The organism is Paenibacillus caseinilyticus (assembly GCF_027533645.1).
Lineage (GTDB): Bacteria > Bacillota > Bacilli > Paenibacillales > NBRC-103111 > Paenibacillus_G > Paenibacillus_G caseinilyticus.
Genome location: NZ_JAQAGY010000016.1, coordinates 104,287 through 126,283 on the forward strand (window position 1 = coordinate 104,287; position 21,997 = coordinate 126,283).

At 59.5% G+C, this 21,997-nt stretch carries 20 protein-coding genes and 1 pseudogene; 14 read left to right on the plus strand and 7 right to left on the minus strand.

The features are described from left to right. Positions 1 to 124 precede the first annotated feature (124 nt). The 8 genes from O9H32_RS21805 (at position 125) to O9H32_RS21840 (ending at position 9,420) form a co-directional block, all read left to right on the plus strand. Complete coding sequence (locus O9H32_RS21805) at positions 125 to 1,651, plus strand: extracellular solute-binding protein (protein WP_269868241.1); 1,527 nt, start codon at positions 125 to 127, stop codon at positions 1,649 to 1,651. A gap of 91 nt (positions 1,652 to 1,742) precedes the next feature. After that, complete coding sequence (locus O9H32_RS21810; RefSeq protein WP_406627364.1) at positions 1,743 to 2,699, plus strand: ABC transporter permease; 957 nt, start codon at positions 1,743 to 1,745, stop codon at positions 2,697 to 2,699. A 30-nt stretch (positions 2,700 to 2,729) separates the two neighbouring features. After that, the gene (locus O9H32_RS21815) at positions 2,730 to 3,611 is read left to right on the plus strand and encodes a carbohydrate ABC transporter permease (protein ID WP_269868242.1); all 882 of its coding nucleotides are present in this window, start codon (positions 2,730 to 2,732) and stop codon (positions 3,609 to 3,611) included. A 22-nt stretch (positions 3,612 to 3,633) separates the two neighbouring features. Next, a complete protein-coding gene (locus O9H32_RS21820; RefSeq protein ID WP_269868243.1) occupies positions 3,634 to 5,079 on the plus strand; it encodes a family 43 glycosylhydrolase in 1,446 nt (481 codons plus the stop codon). Between the two features lie 97 nt (positions 5,080 to 5,176). Further along, positions 5,177 to 6,295, plus strand: a complete 1,119-nt coding sequence (locus O9H32_RS21825) for a hypothetical protein (protein ID WP_269868244.1) — start codon at positions 5,177 to 5,179, stop codon at positions 6,293 to 6,295. A gap of 100 nt (positions 6,296 to 6,395) precedes the next feature. Continuing rightward, positions 6,396 to 6,950, plus strand: a complete 555-nt coding sequence (locus O9H32_RS21830) for a glycoside hydrolase family 88 protein (protein WP_269868245.1) — start codon at positions 6,396 to 6,398, stop codon at positions 6,948 to 6,950. After that, positions 6,845 to 8,329, plus strand: coding sequence for a glycoside hydrolase family 28 protein (locus O9H32_RS21835; RefSeq protein WP_269868300.1), 1,485 nt, complete (start codon positions 6,845 to 6,847; stop codon positions 8,327 to 8,329). Before O9H32_RS21830 ends, O9H32_RS21835 begins: the two co-directional genes overlap by 106 nt. A gap of 68 nt (positions 8,330 to 8,397) precedes the next feature. Beyond that, positions 8,398 to 9,420, plus strand: coding sequence for a dienelactone hydrolase family protein (locus O9H32_RS21840; RefSeq protein ID WP_269868246.1), 1,023 nt, complete (start codon positions 8,398 to 8,400; stop codon positions 9,418 to 9,420). Positions 9,421 to 9,652: 232 nt separating this feature from the next. Here the strand turns inward: O9H32_RS21840 and O9H32_RS21845 are convergent, their stop codons facing one another. Continuing rightward, positions 9,653 to 10,249, minus strand: a complete 597-nt coding sequence (locus O9H32_RS21845; RefSeq protein WP_269868247.1) for a YdeI/OmpD-associated family protein — start codon at positions 10,247 to 10,249, stop codon at positions 9,653 to 9,655. Between the two features lie 260 nt (positions 10,250 to 10,509). On the opposite strand from O9H32_RS21845, the gene O9H32_RS21850 reads away from it, so the two are divergent. The 4 genes and pseudogenes from O9H32_RS21850 to O9H32_RS21865 all read left to right on the plus strand — a co-directional run bounded on the left by O9H32_RS21850 (position 10,510) and on the right by O9H32_RS21865 (position 12,971). Continuing rightward, positions 10,510 to 10,902, plus strand: a complete 393-nt coding sequence (locus O9H32_RS21850) for a Fur family transcriptional regulator (RefSeq protein WP_269868248.1) — start codon at positions 10,510 to 10,512, stop codon at positions 10,900 to 10,902. Next, positions 10,881 to 11,678, plus strand: coding sequence for a winged helix-turn-helix transcriptional regulator (locus O9H32_RS21855; RefSeq protein WP_269868249.1), 798 nt, complete (start codon positions 10,881 to 10,883; stop codon positions 11,676 to 11,678). The genes O9H32_RS21850 and O9H32_RS21855 overlap by 22 nt, the downstream gene beginning before the upstream one ends. A 316-nt stretch (positions 11,679 to 11,994) precedes the next feature. Next, positions 11,995 to 12,456, plus strand: a complete 462-nt coding sequence (locus O9H32_RS21860) for a Fur family transcriptional regulator (protein WP_269868250.1) — start codon at positions 11,995 to 11,997, stop codon at positions 12,454 to 12,456. Between the two features lie 47 nt (positions 12,457 to 12,503). Beyond that, positions 12,504 to 12,971: pseudogene (locus tag O9H32_RS21865) on the plus strand (Dps family protein). 93 nt (positions 12,972 to 13,064) lie between these two features. On the opposite strand, the gene O9H32_RS21870 reads toward O9H32_RS21865, so the two are convergent. The 6 genes from O9H32_RS21870 to O9H32_RS21895 form a co-directional block, all read right to left on the minus strand. After that, positions 13,065 to 13,307, minus strand: coding sequence for a zinc ribbon domain-containing protein (locus tag O9H32_RS21870; RefSeq protein WP_269868251.1), 243 nt, complete (start codon positions 13,305 to 13,307; stop codon positions 13,065 to 13,067). Positions 13,308 to 13,379: 72 nt separating this feature from the next. Beyond that, entirely contained in the window at positions 13,380 to 13,604 is a 225-nt protein-coding gene (locus O9H32_RS21875; RefSeq protein ID WP_269868252.1) for a hypothetical protein, read from the minus strand. 756 nt (positions 13,605 to 14,360) lie between these two features. After that, positions 14,361 to 14,714 carry a DUF2500 domain-containing protein gene (locus O9H32_RS21880; RefSeq protein WP_269868253.1) on the minus strand — a complete coding sequence of 118 codons (354 nt, stop codon included), beginning with the start codon at positions 14,712 to 14,714 and terminating at the stop codon, positions 14,361 to 14,363. 212 nt (positions 14,715 to 14,926) lie between these two features. Then, the gene (locus tag O9H32_RS21885; RefSeq protein ID WP_269868254.1) at positions 14,927 to 16,747 is read right to left on the minus strand and encodes an ABC transporter ATP-binding protein; all 1,821 of its coding nucleotides are present in this window, start codon (positions 16,745 to 16,747) and stop codon (positions 14,927 to 14,929) included. Between the two features lie 31 nt (positions 16,748 to 16,778). Continuing rightward, on the minus strand, positions 16,779 to 18,521 hold the full coding sequence (locus O9H32_RS21890) for an ABC transporter ATP-binding protein (RefSeq protein ID WP_269868301.1): 1,743 nt from the start codon (positions 18,519 to 18,521) through the stop codon (positions 16,779 to 16,781). A gap of 85 nt (positions 18,522 to 18,606) precedes the next feature. Beyond that, positions 18,607 to 19,047: a MarR family winged helix-turn-helix transcriptional regulator gene (locus O9H32_RS21895; RefSeq protein WP_269868255.1), complete on the minus strand. Its 441-nt coding sequence runs from the start codon at positions 19,045 to 19,047 to the stop codon at positions 18,607 to 18,609. Positions 19,048 to 19,212: 165 nt separating this feature from the next. Here O9H32_RS21895 and O9H32_RS21900 point away from each other — a divergent pair, with 165 nt between their 5' ends. Next, positions 19,213 to 19,344 (plus strand): hypothetical protein, encoded by a 132-nt coding sequence (locus tag O9H32_RS21900; RefSeq protein WP_269868256.1) that lies wholly within the window; start codon positions 19,213 to 19,215, stop codon positions 19,342 to 19,344. A gap of 180 nt (positions 19,345 to 19,524) precedes the next feature. Further along, the gene (locus O9H32_RS21905; protein ID WP_269868257.1) at positions 19,525 to 21,849 is read left to right on the plus strand and encodes an ATP-dependent DNA helicase; all 2,325 of its coding nucleotides are present in this window, start codon (positions 19,525 to 19,527) and stop codon (positions 21,847 to 21,849) included. The last annotated feature ends 148 nt before the right edge of the window (positions 21,850 to 21,997 follow it).

The following is a 21,997-nucleotide window of genomic DNA, read 5'->3' on the forward strand; positions in this document are numbered from 1 at the left end:
GTACCGCCGAACTCCATTATATGCTGAGTGCAAGACAAACGGCAATCCTGCAGTAACGCGGAACAACAGCCAGAGCATCCAGGTACAACGATTGCGAACCTATCCGGGAGGTCGAACTTCACTTATGAACAAGACACACGGCAGCCTGCTTCTTATCGCTTCGATTACGGCATCCATGGTGACGGCCTGCGCTTCGAATTCTTCGTCTCCCGCAGACCAAGCAGGCAGTGAAGGAGCATCAGCAGGTCCGGCCAAAATCACCATCATGGCGAATTTGCATACAGCCGAGGTACCGTCCGATGCCATCGAGAAGATGGTGGAAGAGAAGACGAATACCGAACTTACGATCCAATGGGTGCCGGACGGAAGCTATGACGAGAAGCTGAACGCTTCCTTCGCAACAGGCACACTGCCGCAGGCTACGTATTTGAAGAACCAGACCTCCCTGCTCATGTTCCGCGATGCCATCCGCGGCGGCCAGTTCTGGGAGATCGGCCCGCTGCTCGGGGCATATCCGAACCTGAAGAACCTGGATCCGAACGTACTGCGCAATACATCGGTCGACGGCAAGATCTACTCGCTCTACCAGGAGCGCCCGCTGTCCCGACAAGGCGTCATCTACCGCAAAGACTGGGCGGACGCACTGGGGCTTCCCGAGCCGAAGACGACCGAAGACCTTTACACCATGATGAAAGCGTTCAAGGAGAAGGACCCGGACAAGAACGGGAAGAACGACACGATCGGCCTGACCGACCGCAACGATCTGGTCTACGGGGCATTCAAGACAGTCGCTTCCTACTACGGCACGCCGAACGGCTGGGGCGAGACGGACGGCAAGCTGGCGCCCGAGTTCACATCCCCGCAGTATCTGGAGACGATGAAGTTCTTCCGGAAGCTGCACCAGGAAGGGCTGATCAATCAGGACTTCCCGGTGACGAGCAAGACGGACCAGCAGAACCTCTTCATTACCGGCAAGGCGGGTATGTATATCGGATCGCTTCCCGATGCGCAGTCCCTGTACCAGAAGCTGATCGCCGTGAACCCGAATATGAAGCTCGACGTGGCCAACCGGATTACGGGGCCGCAAGGCAAAGCGGGAATCTGGGCGATCCCGGGCTACGGCTCGGCGGTGCTCTTCCCCAAATCGGCGATCAAAACCGAAGCCGAGCTAAAGCGCGTGCTCTCGTTCTATGACCAGCTGATGAGCCCCGAGCTCGGCAACCTGATCTATCACGGGATCGAAGGCAAGCATTACAGTCTGATGGAGGGCAAGGTTGCCCAGGTGGACGACATCAAGCTGACGGACCGGGAGATCAAGCCGTATCAAGCCCTGCAGGTCGGCGGCGAGAGTACGATCAAGGGCTTCAAGGAAAGCTACTATCCGCTTCCGGTGAAGGACAAAGCCGAGAAGCTCGTCAAGGACAACAATGCGATTCTCATCCACGATCCGACCGCGCCGCTGGACTCCATGACGTTCACGGAGAAGGGTCCTAGACTGCAGGAAGGCATCAAGGACGCGACATACAAATTCATACTCGGTGCGATCGACGAAGCCGGTTTCCAGAGTGCCGTGGACAAATGGCGCAAGGATGGCGGCGACAAGATTATCGAGGAGTACAACGCTTCATTCCAGCAATCCCAAAAGAAATAATCCAAATCACCTATAGAGACAGTAGAGCTGCGGAGCGGTCCGGAAGATTCCCAAGGGACGCTCCCCTACTTCCAGGAGAGGAGTGCGAGTCATGAATCAAGTTGCAGCCAAGTCCGCCGCCATCGCCAAGAAGCGGGGCAAGGAATCCGGTCTGTTCAAAAGAATGCTCAAGAACCGCGCCATTTACCTCATGATTTTGCCCGGGCTTCTGTTCTTCCTTATCTTCAAGTATGTCCCGATGTGGGGGCTGATCATCGCATTCCAGGATTACAAGCCTTATCTCGGCATTTCAGGCAGTCCCTTCGTAGGCTTCCAGCACTTCGAGCGGCTCTTCGCCGACGATATGTTCTTCACGATCCTGCGTAATACGCTGCTGCTCTTCGGGATGAACCTCGCGTTCTACTTCCCGGTACCGATCCTTCTGGCGCTGATGCTCAACGAAGTGCGCCATGCGATGTTCAAGAAATGGGTGCAGACGTTGGTCTATGTGCCGCACTTCATGTCTTGGGTTATCATCGTCTCGATCACGTTCGTGATGCTCTCGATGGACCGCGGCCTCATCAATGAAATTCTGGTGATGATGGGCTTTGAGAAGATCAACTTCCTGCTCAGCAACGAATGGTTCCGCCCGATGTACATTCTGCAGGTGATCTGGCGCGAAGCCGGATGGGGCACGATCATTTATCTGGCAGCGATGTCGGCCATCGACCCGGGACTGTACGAAGCCGCCCGCATGGACGGGGCAGGACGGTTCCGCCAAATCTGGCATATTACGCTTCCATCCGTACGCAGCGTCATCATGACCCTTCTCATTCTGAAGATCGGCGACGTGCTGGAGCTGGGCTTCGAGCATATCTACCTGCTCCTCAACTCGATGAACCGCGAAGTGGCGGAGATCTTCGATACGTATGTATACACCGCAGGCCTCAAGCAGGGGCAATACAGCTTCTCGACCGCAATCGGCTTCTTCAAATCGGTGGTCGGCCTCATGCTCGTCATGGCGGCGAACTGGATGGCGAAGAAAGCCGGCGAAGACGGCATCTACTAATTCAACGAGAGAAACGGAGGAGACACCTCTATGAATCAAGATAAATCGCTCGGCAGCCGCGTATTCGATACCGTCAACTACATCCTGCTGGCTATTGTGGGTCTCGTGACGGTGCTGCCTTTCATCCACGTGATTGCAGGCTCGTTCACCACGGTGCAGGAGCTGGCGGAGAAGCAGTTCGTACTCATCCCGACGGTCTTCTCGCTCGATGCTTACCGCTACATTCTATCGACCAATACGCTGTTCAAGGCGATGGGCGTCTCGATCATGGTCACCGCAATCGGAACCTTCGTCAGTATGTTCCTCACTTCCCTGATGGCTTACGGACTGGCCCGCCGCGATCTCGACGGCCGCGGACCGATCATGTTCCTCGTCGTCTTCACGATGCTCTTCAGCGGCGGGATGATCCCGACGTTCCTCGTGGTGAAGGAAATGGGACTTATCGATTCTTATGGCTCGCTGATCATCCCGGGCGCCATCAACGCCTTCAACCTGATCATTATGCGCAACTTCTTCCAGAACCTGCCTGACGGCCTGGAAGAGTCCGCGAAGATTGACGGCTGCAGCGACTGGGGCATTCTGTTCCGGATCGTGATTCCGCTCTCCATGGCGGCCATCGCCACGATCTCCCTGTTCTACGCGGTAACGTACTGGAACACGTACCAGCAGGCGATTCTGTATCTCAATGATTCCGCCAAATGGCCGGTACAGGTTATTCTGCGCCAGATCGTCATCCTGGCCAGCGGCATCAGCGCCGATACGTCGGACCTGGGCGACGGCTTCACCGCTCCTCCGGAGCAGACGGTTAAGATGGCGGTTATCGTCGTAGCGACGCTGCCGATCCTGCTCGTCTACCCGTTCCTCCAGAAGCACTTCGCCAAAGGAGCCCTGCTCGGCTCGATCAAAGGATAATGGCTGGGAGGCTGCTAGAAGCATGCTCGTAACAACCAAATCACTCTCCGCGGATCTCGGGAATGGGACCTATCTCAACCCCGTGCTCCGCGGCAACTATGCCGACCCGTCGATCGTACGGGTCGGCACCGATTATTATATGACGCATACGTCGTATCACGCCCTGCCGGGCCTTGTGATCTGGCATTCGAAGGACCTGATCCACTGGAATCCGATCGGTGCGGCGCTTCATGAGAATGTAGGCGATGTGTGGGCGCCGGAATTCATTCATTACAAGGGCATCTTCTATATCTATTTTCCGGCGAACCGTACGAACTGGGTCATGACGGCCTCTTCTCCGGAAGGGCCGTGGAGCCGCCCCATCGACTTGAAGGTCAAGGGGATCGACCCCGGGCATCTGGCGACTCCCGAAGGAGAACGGTATCTTGTCATGTCGGGCGGCGAACTGGTCCGCCTGGCGGATGACGGGCTCTCCGTCGCCGTGGAGCCGCAGCACGTGTACGACGGATGGAAGTACCCGGAAGACTGGGAGGTCGAAGCCTACTCGCTCGAAGGACCCAAGATTACGCACCGGAACGGTTATTACTACCTGACGGTCGCCGTAGGAGGCACAGCCGGCCCGGCCACGGGCCATATGGTCGTCTCGTCCCGGGCGAGATCGCCCTTCGGGCCGTGGGAGCATTCGCCCCATAACCCGGTCGTGCGGGCGCTCTCCAAGAAGGAGCGCTGGTGGTCGAAGGGCCATGGCACCCTGGTGGACACACCAGAAGGGGATTGGTGGATGGTGTACCATGCCTACGAGAAGGGGCTGCACACCTTGGGCCGGGTGACGATGCTCGAGCCGGTAGAGTGGACGCCGGACGGCTGGTTCACGATCCAGCCGGGGACCGCTTCCCACCTCTCCATCGAGAAGCCGTCCGGTCCGGCAGGACCGCATGGCTGGCCGATTAAGGATGCGCTGCGCGGCGGGACGCTCGGCCTGCACTGGCAGTGCAGCGGGCATCTGCCCGGGGAGCGGTTCCGGCTGGGCAGCGAAGGCCTGGTGGCGGACGGTGCGACCGAAGGCTCGCCGCTGCTCTACATGGCCGGCCACGAGAGCTACGAGGTCCAGGTGAGAGTCACGGCTGAGGGAGAGGCCGAGGGACGGCTCACGCTCTATTACAACGACGCCCACTATCTTGGGATCGGGGTCTCCTCCCGCGGGGTAAGGCATTTTCGTTCCTTCAAGAACTACGGGGCAGTGCCCAGCGGCGGGCCTTCCGTGTATCTCAAGATCCGTAACCGCGAGAACACGGTATCCTTCTTCTACGGCACGGACGGCATCTCGTGGAGCAAATACGACAAAGTGGTCGAGGCCTCGGGGCTGCACCACAATACGCTCGGCGGCTTCCTCAGCCTGCGGATCGGGTTGGATGCGGCGGGCGCAGGTACGGTTACCTTCACGGACTACGAATACCGGCCGATGTGATGCCCTGGCTGCTTCGCAGGTTGTAACATTTTTTCGTGTATAGAATATACAAGCCTTTACATCATGGAACCGCTACGGGAAGGGGAACAAACGAGACATGAGATCGGCACATGAGGCAACGGCAGCGCTTTTGCAAGACATGGACGGCATCTTCGGGGGATTCTTCGAATGGCTGCAAGAGCAGTACGATCCGGCGACCGGAGGCTTCTTCTATGCCCGAAGCTCCAAGGAAAGCGGAGCCTTCACGCCGGATATCGAGTCGACCTCCCAGGCTATCAATATCATGGAGCGCGTCGGTCTGCTGGAGAACTGGGATCCGGCGCTGAAAGCGGCAGCCATCCGCTTCTATCAGAGCAAGCAGGAGCCGACAGGCTACTTCTATGATGCGGACCCGCACATGAAGGAAGACGAAGTGATGGTCGGCCGGGCGATAGGGTACAGTTCGTACGCGCTCGCGAAGCTGGGCGCTGCACCGCTGTATCCGCTGCCGGGCCGCTCGAATGCCGCACCCGGCTACATGGCGACGCCGCAGTCGTATGCCCGCTGGCTCGAGAGCATCGAGCTCGTCAACTCCTGGCGCGGCTGTGACCGGCTCTGCAACTCGGCGCCCTATGTATTCCAGATGGGCGAGGCCGAACGCGCGCCGTATCTGCAGGAGGCGTTCGGGTTCTTCGAGCGGATCCAGGACCGCTCGACGGGACTGTGGGGCGAAGGGTCGCTCTACGTGCGGATCTCCGGTACGTTCAAGCTGCACACCTTCTACAACCGCTTCGGCGTCCCGATGCCGAGAGTGAGAGAGATGTACGATAGCATTCTGCACTGCCTTCGGACCGAAGAGGCCTTCGATATGTGCTACATCCGCAACCCGGTTAACCTGCTGCATTCCATGAAGCTGGCGATTCCGAAGGAGGAACTGCGGGAGATTACCGAGATTACGCTCGCCAATATGCTGCGGCTGAAGCAGGCGGACGGAGGCTTCTCCCGCGAGCTCGGCCATTCGCCGACCGCGCCGAATGTGGCCCAGGTCAAGGCGAACGAATTCTACCCCGAGATGCCGGTGGCCGTTCGTCTGGGCCTCGGCCTGGCGGAAGGGGACATGAATGCGGGAACGCAGGCGATCCTCATCCGCTGGCTCTGCTACGAGCTGGCCGGGCTCGCGGTACCGCCGCTGGCGCTGCCGGAGGGACTCTTCGCTAAGTACGGCGCGGTCCGGTAAGGGCAATATAACGGAAGCTGGACATAGATGGTATAGAGGATGGACTGGATGCCTCGCAAAATCTCCTAGGGAACCGCAGGGACATCCAGGGCGAGAAGTAGTGAAGGGGGCGCTGAAGCCCTTCGTGGAGGCGCTCATCCGTTATCAGGATGAAGAGAGCGGCCTCTGGTACCAGGTCGTGGACAAGGGCAGCGAGGCGGATAACTGGCTCGAGACGTCCTGCACGTCGCTGTTCGTCTACACCATCGCCAAGGCGATCCGCTGCGGAGCCGTAGGCGAAGAATGCCGGAGGGCAGCCCTGCACGGGTATGAAGGCTTGGTCCGCCGGACACGCTCCGATGCCTTCGGGCTCGTCGTACCGGAGATCTGCATTGGGACTTCAGCCGGCGAATACACCAATTTTGTGACGCGGCCGGTCAGCGAGAAGGATCTGCACGGTCGGCGCTTTCATCCTGGCCTGCGCCGAGATGCAGACGCTGCTGGACCGCAAGGAATAGAGAGGAGCGGGAGAACACGATGGCCATTCACGATATTACAAACTATGGCGCCCTGGGCGACGGGCGGCAGGATAACACCGCCGCCATCGCGGCGGCCATCCGGGCCTGTGCAGCGGGGGGCGGCGGCACGGTCTATGTGCCGGCCGGCGACTATGTGACGGGGCCGATTGTGCTGAGGAGCCATATCACGCTGCAGCTGGAAGCCGGCTCGGTGCTGCGGTTCACCCCGCACTTCGATGCCTACCCTCCGGTGCAGACCCGCTGGTCGGGATATGAGATGTGGGGCTATTCGCCGCTGATCTTCGGCAGCGGGCTGAAGCAGGTGGCGATCAAGGGAGAAGGCGTGATCGAAGGGCAGGGCGAGGCTTGGTGGGACGCCTACCGCGTGATCCGCGGCGGCGGGGCAGCACCGGAGTCGGAGCATCTGCCGAGGCTGGTGGAGCTCAACCGGGTGTTGACGGATACCGTGAAAAGCAATATCGTTGAGTGGCAGACGCAGTTCCTGCGGCCGCCGCTTCTGCAGCTCATGCACTGCGAGGAAGTCGTCCTCGAAGGGGTGACCCTGCAGAACTCGCCGTTCTGGAACACGCATCTCGTCTACTGCGACGATGTGTCCCTGCGCGGTGTCAAATTCAAGAACCCGTCGACCACGCCGAACGGGGACGGGCTCGACGTCGACTCGTGCTCTAATGTGCGGATCTCCGACTGCCACTTCGACGTAGGGGATGACTGCCTCTGCCTGAAGTCCGGCATCGACGAGGACGGACGCCGGGTCGGCCGGCCGACGGAGAACGTAACGGTGACGAACTGTACGATGCTTCACGGACATGGCGGCGTCGTGCTCGGCAGCGAGACGGCAGGCGGGATCCGCAACGTAACGATCTCGAACTGCATCTTCATCGGCACGGACCGCGGTATCCGGATCAAGACGAACCGCGCGCGGGGCGGCGGCGTGGAGAATGTGCGCATCAGCAACATCTATATGGAGGATGTGCTGTGTCCGCTCGCCATCAACGCCTTCTACAAGCACGGCATCGATGAGAGCAATCCGCTGTTGACCAGCCCTGAGGCCGTTCCGGTTACGGAGGGAACTCCAGTGATCCGGCATATCCACATCAGCGATGTGACGGCCAAGAGGGCGCGGGCAGCGGCCGGCTTCATCTACGGCCTGCCCGAGATGCCGATCGAAGACGTGGCGCTGCGACATGTGACCTTCGAGATGACGCTGGACCCTGCCGAGCAGGGCGGCGAGCCCGATATGGTGCGCGAAGAGCGGATCATGGCCGGGGACGGGATCCTGTGCCGGCATGTGAGAGGCCTCGAGCTGCATCATGTGCGCGTAGAGACCCGGCAGGGGCCGGCTCTGATGCTCGAAGACAGCCGGGAGATCGAGATCGACGGTCTGCGGATGAAGAAGCGTCACCCTCAGACGGCCGTCATTACGATGCAGAACACGGATGACGTGGAAGTATCGGGCTTCCGGGAAGAAAAAGGGCTTCCTTATCTGGTACGGAGCGTACCGGTTGCGGTGGAATAAAGGAGGGGGAGGCCGGCTCGCTTACTGGGCAGCGGGCCTCTTTCGCATACAGGGGAGGAATAAGGCTGATGTGGTATCCGGATGAGTATATGGAGAAACTCTACACCAGGCTCGAAGAGAAGAGGGCAGCTGCGGGCGGCGATTCCGCGGGTGACCGGCTTCGGCTGCGGGGCCGCCTGCAGGAGGCACTAGGCCGCTTCGACGAGGACGAGGTTCCTCTGCAGCCGAGAGTGCTCGAAAGCACCAAGGATGCGGACGGGATCACGAGGCAGCGCATCGAATACTCCACTGCGGAAGGATTGCGTGTGCCCGCTTATTTGCTGCTGCCGAAGGAATCACGCACAGGGCGCCGTCCGGCCGTCTTGGCCTGGCATGGACACGGATACGGCAGCCGCGAAGCGGTCGGCCTGCTGCCGGACGGCACGCCGAACCCGGGAGCGCCGGGCATTCACCGCAACTTTGCGGTGGAGCTGGCCCGCCGCGGGCTCATCGTGCTCGTGCCGGAGATCGTCGGCTTCGGCGACCGCCGCATCCGCAGCGAGGCGGACGGCGAGCCGGGGTCGAACTCCTGCTTCCCGATCGGCGCCATGCTCCTGATGGCCGGCCGCAGCATCGCCGGCCTGCGGGCATGGGAAGCGGGCCGGGCGGCGGATTATCTGCTCACCCGGGACGATGTGGACCCGCAGCGGATCGGATGCTTCGGCTTCTCGGGCGGCGGGATGGTCGCTTCGCTCTCCGCGGCACTCGATGAGCGGATGAGGGCGACCGTGATCACGGGATACAGCAGTACCTATCGGGCCAGCATTCTAGACCGCCGCCACTGCCTCGACAACTACATCCCAGGCATCCTGAAGGAGGCGGAGATGCCCGATCTGCTCGCCCTGATCTCTCCGCGGGATCTGTATCTGGAGGCGGGGACGGAGGATCCCTTGTTCCCTGCAGAGCAGGTTAGAGAGGTGCATGCGATGCTGTCGGACGTCTACAATTCGATGGGAGCCGGCGACCGGATCGGTCTGGATATCTTCGAAGGCAAGCACGAAATCTGCGGCCGCCGTTCCTTCGACTGGCTGGCTTCCCGGCTGAAGGCATAGGGAGGAAGCCGGGGTAAGGTTCTCTAAAGGGCCGGGCGGCGGCGAGCTGTAACCCGGCTGGCCTGGACCAGGCCGGTGAGGTGCGTTCAAAAGGACAGAGCGGTACCCTTGGATTAGGAAGTGGAAGCGAGGCAAAGAAGCGGCAGGACGCCCTATGCGGGTGCTCTGGCGCTTCTTTTGTTTGTGTCCGGGCGGCTGGTAGGCAATGTTCTATCTGTCAAGCAGCCGCCTGTCAGGACTCCTTCTTTTTGGGACTGTCCCAGGAGAGCTTGCCGATCTTCCGCCCGGCTGCAGAATCTTCGATGAGTTCGGCGAGACGTTTGCGCCGGGTCTCTTCCTTCTTGGCGGAGAGGATCCACCAGATGGCCGTCTTCCGGTAGCCGGCCGGCAGGGCGGTGAAGAAAGCCCACGCGTCAGGCCGGGCGCGGAAAGCCGCCTCGTCCTCCGGGGCCAGCGCCGCTTCCCCCTTCTGCTCGTAGGAGTAGACCGAGGACTTCGCTTCCGAGCGGTTCCCGAAGGCCCGGAGTCCGGCGGGCTGCATCCGGCCGAGCGCTGTCAATTCCGCGACACGGGCGATGTTGACGGAGCTCCAGATGCTCCGGGGCTTGCGCGGCGTGAACCGGATCATATAGCTGAGGTCGTCGATACGTTTGCGGACACCGTCGATCCATCCGAAGCACAGCGCCTCGTCTACGGATTCGGGCCAGGTCATGCTGGGCTGGCCGGTCCCTTTTTTGTAATAACCTACATACAGTTCAGACGAACTCTCATGATGGTCCTGGAGCCAAGTCCGGAATTCGGCCGGCGTCGCGAAGAAAGTCGGGTTCATAGGGTGCGGCTCCTCCTTTTGAGGGTAGGATGAACGTTCTCTTACTTGAACAGCGCGGATGGGGTGTCTAGATTTTCCCAGTATAGCATGTAAGTGGGCGGGCCCCAATCCGGGCTCCGACCCCATTCAATTTCCGGTCCACTCTTCGACCCCATCCATAACTCTTAATCTTTACCTTGCCGCGGCATGAAGAGATTGACTTTTGCGCTCATTAAAATTATACTAAGTCTAAATATGAAATAGACGAAGGATGGCAAGCCATGGTCAAACTCAACTGGACGACACAACGCAAGGCCGTGTATGAAGTGCTGCAGGCATCGGAGGATCATCCGACGGCTTCCGAAGTGATTGAGCGGCTGCGGGCCAATGGGGATCAATTCGCCTACGGTACGGTATACAATTCACTCCGTTATTTGACGGAGATGGGGCTGATCCGCGAGCTGAAGCTCGGCGAGACGGCTTCCCGCTACGATGCACGGACTGAGGACCACCACCATATTATATGCCAGCGCTGCGGGCGGGTGGACGAAGTGATGAATGAAATTCCCGCGGTATGGGTGAAGGAAGTGGAGCAGGTCACCGGCTATGCCGTGAGCCACGCCCATGCGGTATTGGAAGGAGTGTGTGCAGCATGTTTGACAGCGAAGTCATGACGGCGCCTGCCGGAATCGGCGCTTACGAAAGCTGGACGGGCAGCGGTGTGCCAGGGTCCCAGGGCGGCCAACCGGCCGCCGGAGACCGCTGCACGGCTCCCCGGCGGGTAGGACTGTTGAGTCCGTCGCCGGACCGGCTGTATCCGCTGATGATGGAACTGTACCGCGGATGCTGCGATCTGTTCCTGATGCACCAAGCTGATGAGAGTCTGCTAGGTAACGGACCCGTGGATCTGCTCATCGTGGATGAAACCCTCTCAGAGGAGTCCGGCAGTGCTTCGAGAATGGCCTCTTGGCTGCGCAGTACCGGTCTTGATATTCCCGCGCTCATTCTGGTGAAGGACCGCCAGCAGCTCTCGCGCATTCCGTCGGACCTGCGGCAGCAGCAGGGAGTCTGGTTCGCGGTGCCGCAGGAAGCTTGGACGGCGGTTCAGAGTGCCGTCAGAGGACCGAGGAGAGAACGCGAGTCCGGCGTGCTGACGTTCAAGGATCTCTATGTGGATGAGAGACGAATGAGCGTAGCGCGTGGGCAGACTCCACTGTCGCTCACGAAGACGGAATACGATCTGCTGCGGGCCCTTCTGGCAGCAGAAGGGGCCGTGCTTACCCGCGAGGAGCTTATCCACCGGGTCTGGGGCAGCGACTTCTACGGCGGCAGCAACGTCGTGGATGCCCATATGAAGAGCCTGCGCAAGAAGCTTGGCGACAATGCCGCAGCACCCAAGTATATTCTGACCGTACGGGGTGCGGGTTACCGGCTGGCGGACGGAGTCTAAGCCGTCTGCCGGGCCTTAATCTTCAGGAGAACCGTACCGGCCTGACGCCTGCCCACTACCCGGGCAGGGGCCGAATAACGGTTCTTTGTCCATAGGGGCCAGGGGAGTGTAGTGCAAGAGCCATGCCCCAAGTATTCTGCCCGGCAGCCTTGCCGCTTAAGGAGCCTAACCGGCAGCCTCACCGCTTCATGGGATCTTCATCCCGCACACATAGAAACTTCATGCGCTGTCCTATGGAGCATGATACAATATATTCATAACTTAGATTAAGTCTAAAAATAAATATAAATTCAAACATGAACAGGAGGGAAGTGTCATGACGATTCTCCCCAAAGAAGCCTCTCAAGCGATGGTCCGCTCCGGAACCCGGATGACGGCCCAGCGGCAGCTCATCTTGGAGTATTTGTTCGAGAAGCTCTCGCACCCGTCGGCGGAGGAAATTCATAAAGCGATCTACCGTGATTACCCCAAAGTGGTCAGCATCACGACGATCTATAACAACCTGCGGACGCTCAAAGAATTGGGACTGGTCCGTGAATTCTATCTGCATCACAGCGGAGTCGCGCGGTACGATACGCGGCTTGGCCATCACCACCACCTCGTCTGCGGCGAATGCGGGCGGATTGAAGATTGGTTAGGACCGGCCCCTTCCCCGGTAATGCAGGGCTATACGCTCGGCGATGACGGCTTCCAGCCGGAGAACTTCACAATGGAGATCCGGGGGACATGCCGCAACTGTGCCGGGAGCAAAGGGCAGGTGCAGCTGCGGGCTGTATGAGGCGCAGGCATTTTTAAAAAAACAGTCATTACGGGAGGAAGATAACGATGAGTACAGCGCAAGAGCAAAGGCAAGCTCAAGCTCTATTGAACGAAGCAGTCAACAAGCAGATCGCGAACTGGTTCGTCCTGTATGTAAAATTCTAGAATTTTCACTGGTATGTCAAGGGCTCGCAGTTCTTCACCCTGCATACAAAGTTCGAGGAGCTCTACACGGAAGCGGGCCTGCACATCGATACGCTGGCGGAGCGCTTGCTGTCGCTCGGCGGCCGCCCGGTTGCCGCGATGCATGCCTGTCTCCAGCTGGCGTCTGTACAAGATGCGGCCGGCAGCGAGACAGCCGAAGAGATGGTAAAGTCTACCGTGAAGGACTTCCGCACCTTGGCCGCCGAGCTGAAGGAAGCAATGAAGCTGGCCGAGACGGCAGATGATGAGACTACCGGCGATATGCTGCTCGGGATTCACTCCAGTCTCGAGAAGCACGCCTGGATGCTCGACTCGTTCCTTGGCAAGTGACACACATAACAAACCCGGTTTCGCTGTGCCTTCCTGGACGCGGAGCCGGGTTTTTGTCCATATATAAGAAGTTATATCTCGCCAGGGCTCGATTCAGCCGAAAAGAATGTCGAGCACCGAACCAAGCTGGCCTCTCGATTTGCCTTCGAGCACGCGGGGATTATACACTTCGACATACCCGCAGTTCTGGCAGGAGACGAAGAGATAGTGGTTATGCTGGATGTCGAAGAGCTTGCTCAGACCCGTTCCGGTCATCGCCACTTCCTTGATATAGCAGATGTTCCCTTCGCATTTGACGCACTTGTATTTCTCATGAATGGCTTCTTCCAATTTCACACGGAACACCTCACAGTCAGTTGTATGATTCGATCGTGCTAAGTTCAGCGGGGGGATCCAGACCGGCCCTCGTCAGTTTCGACTTCGGAGTCGCTGCAGTCCAAGCGCCAGCAGCCACAGACCAGCGGCCATGAACGCCATGGCGATGAAGTAGGGAGCGTGGACGAGGAGCTCCCGCCCTTGGTCGGGCCCGCCGCTCTCCGTGAGCAAGGCATGCCACCATCCGCGCAGCCATAGACCGAATCCTATGAGCAGCGCGCCTCCGGTGAGACGCAGAAGAACAGGCCAGAGGTTCATAGGCATGCATTCCCCCTATAGCGATCGGATATATAAAAGACGAAACAGGGACTGGGAAAGTTTCCTTTTGTGTAAAGAAAAAGGAAGGTATGGTTTATGGCTGGGGAACGGCGAGAGGGGCATAAATGGGAAAAAGCCCGAGCGGATTCAATAGATAATGTTGCTGAAGCCCTATGCGCCTATAGTAATATTGATAGGGGAGATAGACCACTATGGGGATTCAAGCTTTCCTGATTCTGTATGATTCACAAAAAACTACAATACCATTAAGGAGGGAATTCACTAGATGTCTGTTAGAACAGAAACCAGCTGTCCTAAATGTTCTAGTAAAGAAATAGGTAGAGGAATACATACGGATTTTGCGAGGATGTTTCCAGTGAAAAGCGGCGCTTTTACAACAGGATCGGTCATTCTGTACAATATTTGTACAGATTGTGGGTTCATTTATGATGGATACGTACAAGATCCAAAGAAATTTAAAGAAACATAATTCATCTGACCGCTGTCTTCTTTAATAGGACACAAGCGGTCAATTTATGTTTGATTACTTAGTACATACGAGCCCTCTAAAGAACTGGAGGACAGCGCCAGCTCTATGCGGATGGACCCGGACAATTGCTGCATCAATCATGGCGCTTTTATCATTCGGTTCAGTAGAAACATGCTCTGGGAACAACAAAGAGCGGCCGCTCAGCAACTCAAGCGTCGGTTCTTTGTTGTCTCTATAATGGGGGCTGAGGCGCCTTCCGCCTAAAGTCAACGATCCATCCAGTCGCCCTGCAGCGCAGCATATCCTTCATCGTCTTCCCTTACCAGTCCGTATATCCCCTGCGTGTCCAGATACTCCCGCCGCACGCCATTATCAAATTCTAGAGTAATGTAATAGTATGTGCGTGAAGAATTAGTCTCCTGCATGAGGTCACCCGTCTGATGATGATGGGTGTGCGTCCGAACATCCATACGCTTGGCGATGACCTTGGCGTACACACTCTCTCGTGGTGCCGATATATTCTTCGTGTAATTCGCAAACTTGAAAATCATGCTGGCTACAGCAATCACAAAGCCGATGACTACGAGCAGGGGTACCACTGTAAACATTAAATCGAACATACCACCACCCCCAAAGGGTGATCCGAACCCGAAATCTCCCGGCATGCAACTCACCTCAGTTTGGACTTATCCTTATATGACGGCCCAACTTCTTCCAATGTTTCACTTCTACACAACTTATCATGGCTGCTGCTTCTTATCCATTGCTATTGACTACACAACGGATGTATAAAGAGGAGCTGCCCTGGGGGCAGCTCCTCTTCTTGCCGAACTCACCCCACACGCTGGAACTGGCTGGTGTAGAGGCCATGGTAGAAGCCCTTGGCTTCGAGCAGCTCTTCGTGCGTGCCGCGCTCGATAATCTCCCCGCCGTGCAGGACGAGAATCTGATCCGCACGCCGGATCGTACTGAGCCGGTGGGCGATGACGAAGGAGGTGCGTCCCTGCATGAGCAGGTTCATCGCCTCCTGAATCTGCATCTCCGTCCGCGTGTCGATGGAGCTCGTCGCTTCGTCGAGCACCAGGATGGCTGGGTCAGCCAGAATCGCCCGGGCGATGGTGAGCAGCTGCCGCTGCCCGTGGCTGAGGTTGGCGCCTTCGGCGGCCAGCTGGCTGCTGTAGCCTTCGGGCAGCCTGCGGATGAAGCCGTCGGCTCCGGCCAGCTTCGCGGCCGCCTCCACTTCGCTATCGGTGGCATCAAGCCGCCCGTAGCGGATATTCTCGCGGATCGTGTCCGAGAAGACATACGCGTCCTGAAGCACAATGCCGAGCTGGCTGCGCAGGTCATTCTTGTCGAACTGCTCCAGCGGGCGCCCATCGAGGGTCACTGTGCCTTTGCTGATATCGTAGAAGCGGGTCAGCAGGTTGACGATGGTCGTCTTGCCGGCCCCTGTGGGCCCCACCAAGGCGATCGTCTCGCCGGGCCTCGCCGTGAAGGAGATATGCTTCAGGATCGGCGAGCCTTCCTTGTAGCCGAAGGAGACATCGCGGAAGACGACTTCGCCCCGCAGCGGCTGGCCTTGCGCAGCGCTCGTACGGAGATCCTGCCCGTATTCGTCTTCCGTATCGAGAATCTCGAAGGCCCGCTCAGCCCCGGCCACCCCCGCCTGAATCAGGTTGTACTGGTTCGCGAGTTCGTTGACCGGCCGGCCGAACTGCTTCGAGTAGTTCAGGAAGGCGACGACCACGCCGATCGTGGTCCAGTCGCTGACGACCATCCATCCGCCTACAGCGGCCACGAGGGCATAGCCGAAGTTGTTGATGACGTTCATGACCGGGCCCATCATGCCGGAGAGGAGCTGGGCGCGGATGGAGGCGTCCCGCAGCCGGGTATTGATGCCGCCGAACTCCTCGGCCGCACGGGCCTCCCGGTTATAGACGGTGACCACCTTCTGGCCGGAGACCGTCTCCTCGATGAAGCCGTTGAGCTCGCCGAGACGCTGCTGCTGCTCCTTGAAGTGACCGCGGGTGCGCTTCGAGATCGCTCCGGTCACCAGGGTCACGAGGGGGATCGTCACGAGCGATACAAGGGTGAGCCATACATTCAGCGCGAGCATCATTGCCAGCGAGCCGATGATCGTCACGACGCTCGTGATGAGCTGGGTGACGCTCTGGTTGAAGGAGGTCGATACGTTCTCGATGTCGTTGGTCGTCCGGCTCATGAGCTCCCCGTGCGTCTTGCTGTCGAAGAACCGGAGGGGCAGCCGCTGCAGCCGGGCGAACACGTCCGTGCGCAGCTCCCGGATGGTGGCTTGGGTGACGCCCGACATGACGTAGGTCTGAATCCAGTTCATCGCCCCGCTGACGAGATAGACGCCGAGCAGCAGGAGGCAGAGCCGCAGGAGTCCTGCCCCGTCGCGGGGAAGGATGTAATCGTCGATCGCCCGGCCGATCAGATAAGGGCCGAGCAGCGCCAGCCCGGCACTCAGCAGAGTGAACAGGAAGACGAGCAGGAGCCCGCTCCGCTGGCGGCTCAGATAGCGCCACATCCGGCGCAGCGTGGCGCCCGTGTCCTTGGCCCGGACTTTGGGCATCGTTCCCCGGCCGGGACCGCCCATAGGGCCGCCTCCCATCGGTCCGCCGCCTATCCCCATGGGACCGCCTCCCGGAGGTCTTCCTTGCGTATTACCCGCCATAGGTGACTTCCTCCTTTCCAAGCTGGGAGCGGTAAATATCCTGATAGACGGGGCTTCGCTCCATGAGCTCCGTGTGTGTGCCTTCGGCCGCAATCCGGCCGTCTTCGAGCACGAGAATGCGGTCGGCGTCGAGAACCGAGGAGATCCGCTGGGCGATCAGGATGCAGGTCGTCTCCGCCATAAGCTCTTTGAGCGCCCGCTGGATCCGCGACTCCGTTCCGAGATCGACGGCGCTGGTGCTGTCGTCGAGAATGAGGATGGCCGGACGGAGCAGCAGGGCCCGCGCGATGGCGATCCGCTGCTTCTGTCCGCCGGAGAGGTTGATCCCTCGCTGGCCGAGGACGGTATCGTAGCCTTCCGCGAAGCCGGCGATGAACTCGTGCGCTTCCGCTGCCCGGGCGGCCTTCTCGACTTCCTCCTGGGAAGCCTCCGGACGGCCGAACCGGATATTATCGCGGATCGTGCCGCTGAAGAGAATCGACTGCTGCAGCACCATACCGATGCGTCCGCGCAGGTGATGCAGGTCCATCTCCCGCACGTCCGTGCCATCGATGAGGACAGCGCCTTCCGCCGGGTCGTACAGCCTCGGGATGAGGCTGACCAGCGAGCTCTTGCCGGAACCGGTCGGGCCGAGGATGGCGAGCGTGCGCCCTGCCTCGGCGGTGAAGGACAGATCCTTCAGGACGAGCTCGCGGCGCCCTTCATTCTCATAGGAGAAAGAGACGTCCCGGAACTCCACGCGGCCGGCCGTAATGGCATCGTTCCGTGCTGCGTGCGGCTGCGTGATGTCCGCTTCGATCTCCATGACTTCATTGATCCGGTCGGCGGACGCCTTGGCCCGCGATATGAATACCATCATCATCCCCACCATGAGCAGAGAGAACAGCACCTGAGTGACATAGTTAATGAAAGCGACCAGATCGCCCACGGGCAGCGAGCCGCTCCACGTCTGCGCTCCGCCGAACCAGAGGACGGCGACGATAGAGACGTTCATAATCAGGGTCATGAGGGGCATATTCACTGCAACGGCCCGTGCGGCCTTCAGCGCGATCGCCGTATAATCCTCGTTGGCGCGGCCGAACCGGGCTTCCTCGAAGGGGGCGCGCACGAAGGCTTTCACCACCCGGATGCCCGAGAAGTTCTCCTGAAGCACCGTATTCAGCCCGTCGAGCTTCTGCTGCACCTGCGAGAAGAGGGGGAACGAATAACGGATGAGCAGGAATAAGACCAGGAACAGCAGCGGGATGGCGACGGCCAGAATCAGGGCGAGTTTCGGCGAGATCGTCAGCGCCATAATCACGCTGCCAAGCGCGAGGAACGGAGCCCGTACCAGAATGCGCAGGGTCATCTGGACCAGATTCTGCAACTGGACGATATCCCCGGTCAGCCGCGTCACAAGGGAGCCTTCCTTGAACCGGTCGAGGTTCTTGTAGGAGAAGGTCTGCACCTTGCGGAATAGGGCTTCCCTAAGATCCGTCCCGAAGTTCTGGGCGGCGGTGCTGGAGAAGACCGTACATCCAATGCCGCCGGCGAGGCCGATAAGGGCATAGCCGAGCATGAGCAGGCCGGTCTGCCGGATATGGCCGAGGTCTCCTTTCATCACGCCGTCATTGACGATGCTGGCCATGAGCTTCGGCTGCAGCAGGTCCATGTATACCTCGAGCAGCATGAGCAGGGGGGCAAGCAGAACGGCTTTCCAGTAAGGGCGCAGGTATACCATCAACTGTCTCATCATAATTCACCTCCAGAATAATCAAACGAAGATAGACAGGGTCCATCCTATGTGACGTTTGCCAGCCGGTTAGCCGGCTAATTATTTATTCATCCTCCGTTTCTTGCAAATTCTCGTACATCTGCAGAATCAGCCGGCGGAGCAGGAGCCTCTCTTCGGGGGAGATGCGGGCCATTGTCACTTGTTCCATCTCGCGCAGAGCCTCCCGCACGGCCGCATGCGCCAGCCGTCCTTTCTCCGTAAGGTACACGCGGGAGATCCGCTGGTCCTGCGGATCCGGGCGGCGTTCGAGGAGCCCTACCTTCGCCATCCGGTTGATCATCACCGTAAGCGTAGCGGGTTTGACGCGCAATTTGTCCGCGAGCTCATGCTGCCGCTGGCCGTCCTGCTCCGCGAGGTGGGTCAGCAGCGGAGGCTGTCCGGCATGCACTTCAAAATCCTGGATGTGCGCATGCACCCGGTGCTTATACAGCCGCATCACCCTCGAGATGAGGAAGGGAATGGAGTCGGATTCGTACACATTCATCGAGGAACCTCTTTCTGCCGGGACCGGATCAAGGCCTTACTTTGGTTAGCCGGCTAATGAATAGTGTACCCTCCGAGAGGCTCCCAGTCAAACCCCCAAGGATACATTTTTTTGCAAATTGGGGAAACTAATGAGGAAGGACCTTGCGGGAAGGGGGTGTACCGAATGAGTCTGAGTGCAGGAGCGGAAGAGCAGGACTATACCGTCGAGCTGGAGAGCGTGGACGATGCGGCCCAAGGCGCTGCGGAAGATGAAACGGCTGATCCGGTTCATGTGGAGTGGGCAGGATATATTTAACCGGCAGGGAGAGGGCAGCCTCTCCTTCTTTTGTGCGCGGACACTGACTCGGCCCCTCCCGATCGTACCCTCTTCGCTTCCCCGGCCCGTTTCTTGGCCCTCTTCCGGCGCGAGTGGTATACTATAATCCAGGAACTGGCGTTCGGAAAAGAGCTCGGTACGAAGGGGGGGGGGGGACGTATGCCGGCAGAGGTGAATCTGTCCGTGTGGGCTCTGGTCGAGTATGCCTACCGGAGCGGGAGTATCGTATCCGGCTTCCGGACGGCGGCATCGCTTACGGAGGGGACGAAGGCACACAAACAGGTGCAGGAGGGTTACGGGGAAGAGGATCAGAAGGAAGTACATCTATCGGCCGTGCTGGAGCGGGAGGGCATCCGCTATTCTCTCGAGGGACGCTGCGACGGGCTGCTCCAAGACGGCACCGGCGTCACGATCGACGAGATCAAGTCCACTTCGGGCCGGCTCGGCGACATTGCGGAGGACACATATCCCGTCCACTGGGCGCAGGCCGATTGCTATGCCTATATGTATGCGAAGCAGCAGGGATTGGAGCGGGTGGGCATCCGGCTGACCTATGTCCAGATCGATACGGGAGAGCGCCTGCAGTTTGCCCGGGAGCGGTCGATGGAGGAACTCGAAGCGTTCATGGAGGAGACGCTGTCCCGCTATGCGCCTTATGCGGCGATGATGCTGCATCACGGGGAAGAACGGACGGCGAGCATCCGGCGTCTTCCGTTCCCGTTCCCGTCCTACCGGGAGGGGCAGCGGGCCTTCGCCGGAGCCGTATACAAGGCGATCCAGGGGGAGAAGCAGCTCTTCGTCCGGGCCCCGACGGGAACCGGCAAGACGATCTCGACGCTGTTCCCGGCCGTGAAGGCGATGGGAGAGGGACTGCTCTCACGGCTCTTCTACCTGACGGCCAAGACGATTACCCGGACGGTGGCGGAGGAAGCGTTCCTCCTCATGGAAGAAGGCGGCCTGCGGCTTAAGTGCGTGACGATCACCGCTAAGGACAAAGTGTGCTTCCAGGAGGAGACCCGCTGCACCCGAGAAGCTTGCCCGTTCGCGGACGGCTACTATGACCGGATCAACGGGGCGGTGCTCGATCTGCTCTCGAACGAAACGCAGATGACCCGGGGGGTCATCGCGCGCTATGCGGAGAAGCACCGGGTGTGCCCGTTCGAGTTCTCGCTCGATGCGGCGTACGCGGCCGATGCCGTCATCTGCGATTATAACTATATCTTCGATCCCCGGGTGTCGCTCAAGCGGACTTATGAAGAAGGCAGGCGGCGCACCGCGCTCCTCATCGACGAGGCCCACAATCTCGTGGACAGGGCCCGCGAGATGTTCTCGGCGGAAGTGGCGAAGTCCGCCTTCCTTGCCCTCCAGCGTGCCTACAAGGAGGCCCGTCCGGCGGTGGCCGAGGCGGCCAAGACCGTGAATGCCTGGTTCGTTGCCTGCCGCAAAGCGCAAGAGGGCCGGGAGCGCTCGGTCTCGCGGGAGGTGCCGGAAGACCTTCTTCGGCTGATGGAGACCTTCGGACACGAGGCGGAGGGAGAGCTCGTGTCCCCGTCGGCGGCTGCCGGAGCGGAGGAGGGGCAGCTGTTGCTCGATACGTATTTTGCCGTTCAGGGCTTCCTGCGTATCGCGGGCCTCTATAGTCCGCAGCATCATGTGACTTATGCGGAGTGGGACCGCAAAGAAGTGCGGCTCAAGCTCTTCTGCGTCGATCCTTCCTCCCTGCTGCAGGGGATGGCCAAGGGGTACCGCTCCCTCGTGTATTTCTCCGCGACCTTCGCGCCGTTCTCCTATTATATGGAGATGCTGGGCGGCCGGCCGGAGGACTACGCCGTTACCGTTCCTTCTCCTTTCTCGCCCGGGCAGTGGGAGATCTCGCTGTATCCCTGGTCGACGAGATACAGGGACCGCGAGCGGACGAAGGACCGCATCATCTCCCTGATCCGCAGCCTGGCGGCTGAGAAGCCCGGCAATCATCTCGTGTTCTTTCCGTCATACGAGTATATGAAGCTCATCGGGGAAGTGCTGGCCGCAGGGGATGAGGCTTTGGCCGGACGGCTGCGGGTCCAATTGCCGGGCATGACGGAAGAAGACCGCGAGTGTTTCTTGAACGCGTTCGCAGCGGATTCTTCAGCCGGGGTCGTGGGACTGGCCGTGCTGGGAGGCATCTTCTCCGAGGGCATCGACCTGCGGGGAGACAGGCTGACAAGCGTAGTGATCGTAGGGGTAGGACTGCCGCAGATCTCGCTGGAGCGCAGCTTGATCCAGGAGCACTTCGACCGGGCGGGGGAGGGGAGGCGCGGCTTCGATTACGCCTATGTGATCCCGGGGATGAACAAGGTGCTTCAGGCCGGCGGGCGGCTGATCCGCACCGTTGAGGACCGGGGTTCCCTGGTGCTGATCGATGACCGGTTTCTTCAGGCCCCGTACAAGCATTTGCTTCCGAAGGAGTGGGCGCACATTACCGTACATCCCCCGGCCAGGTAGAAGCCGGGGTACGCGGCTCAAGACGCAGACTCCGGAATTGCGGACATACGAAAAGTAGGGGTTCTGCTTATGAGATCATAACCAGAACCCCTACGGTTTCCATGTACGCCTATTCAATTGTTCCTTTACTCTCCATTCAAACAACTTG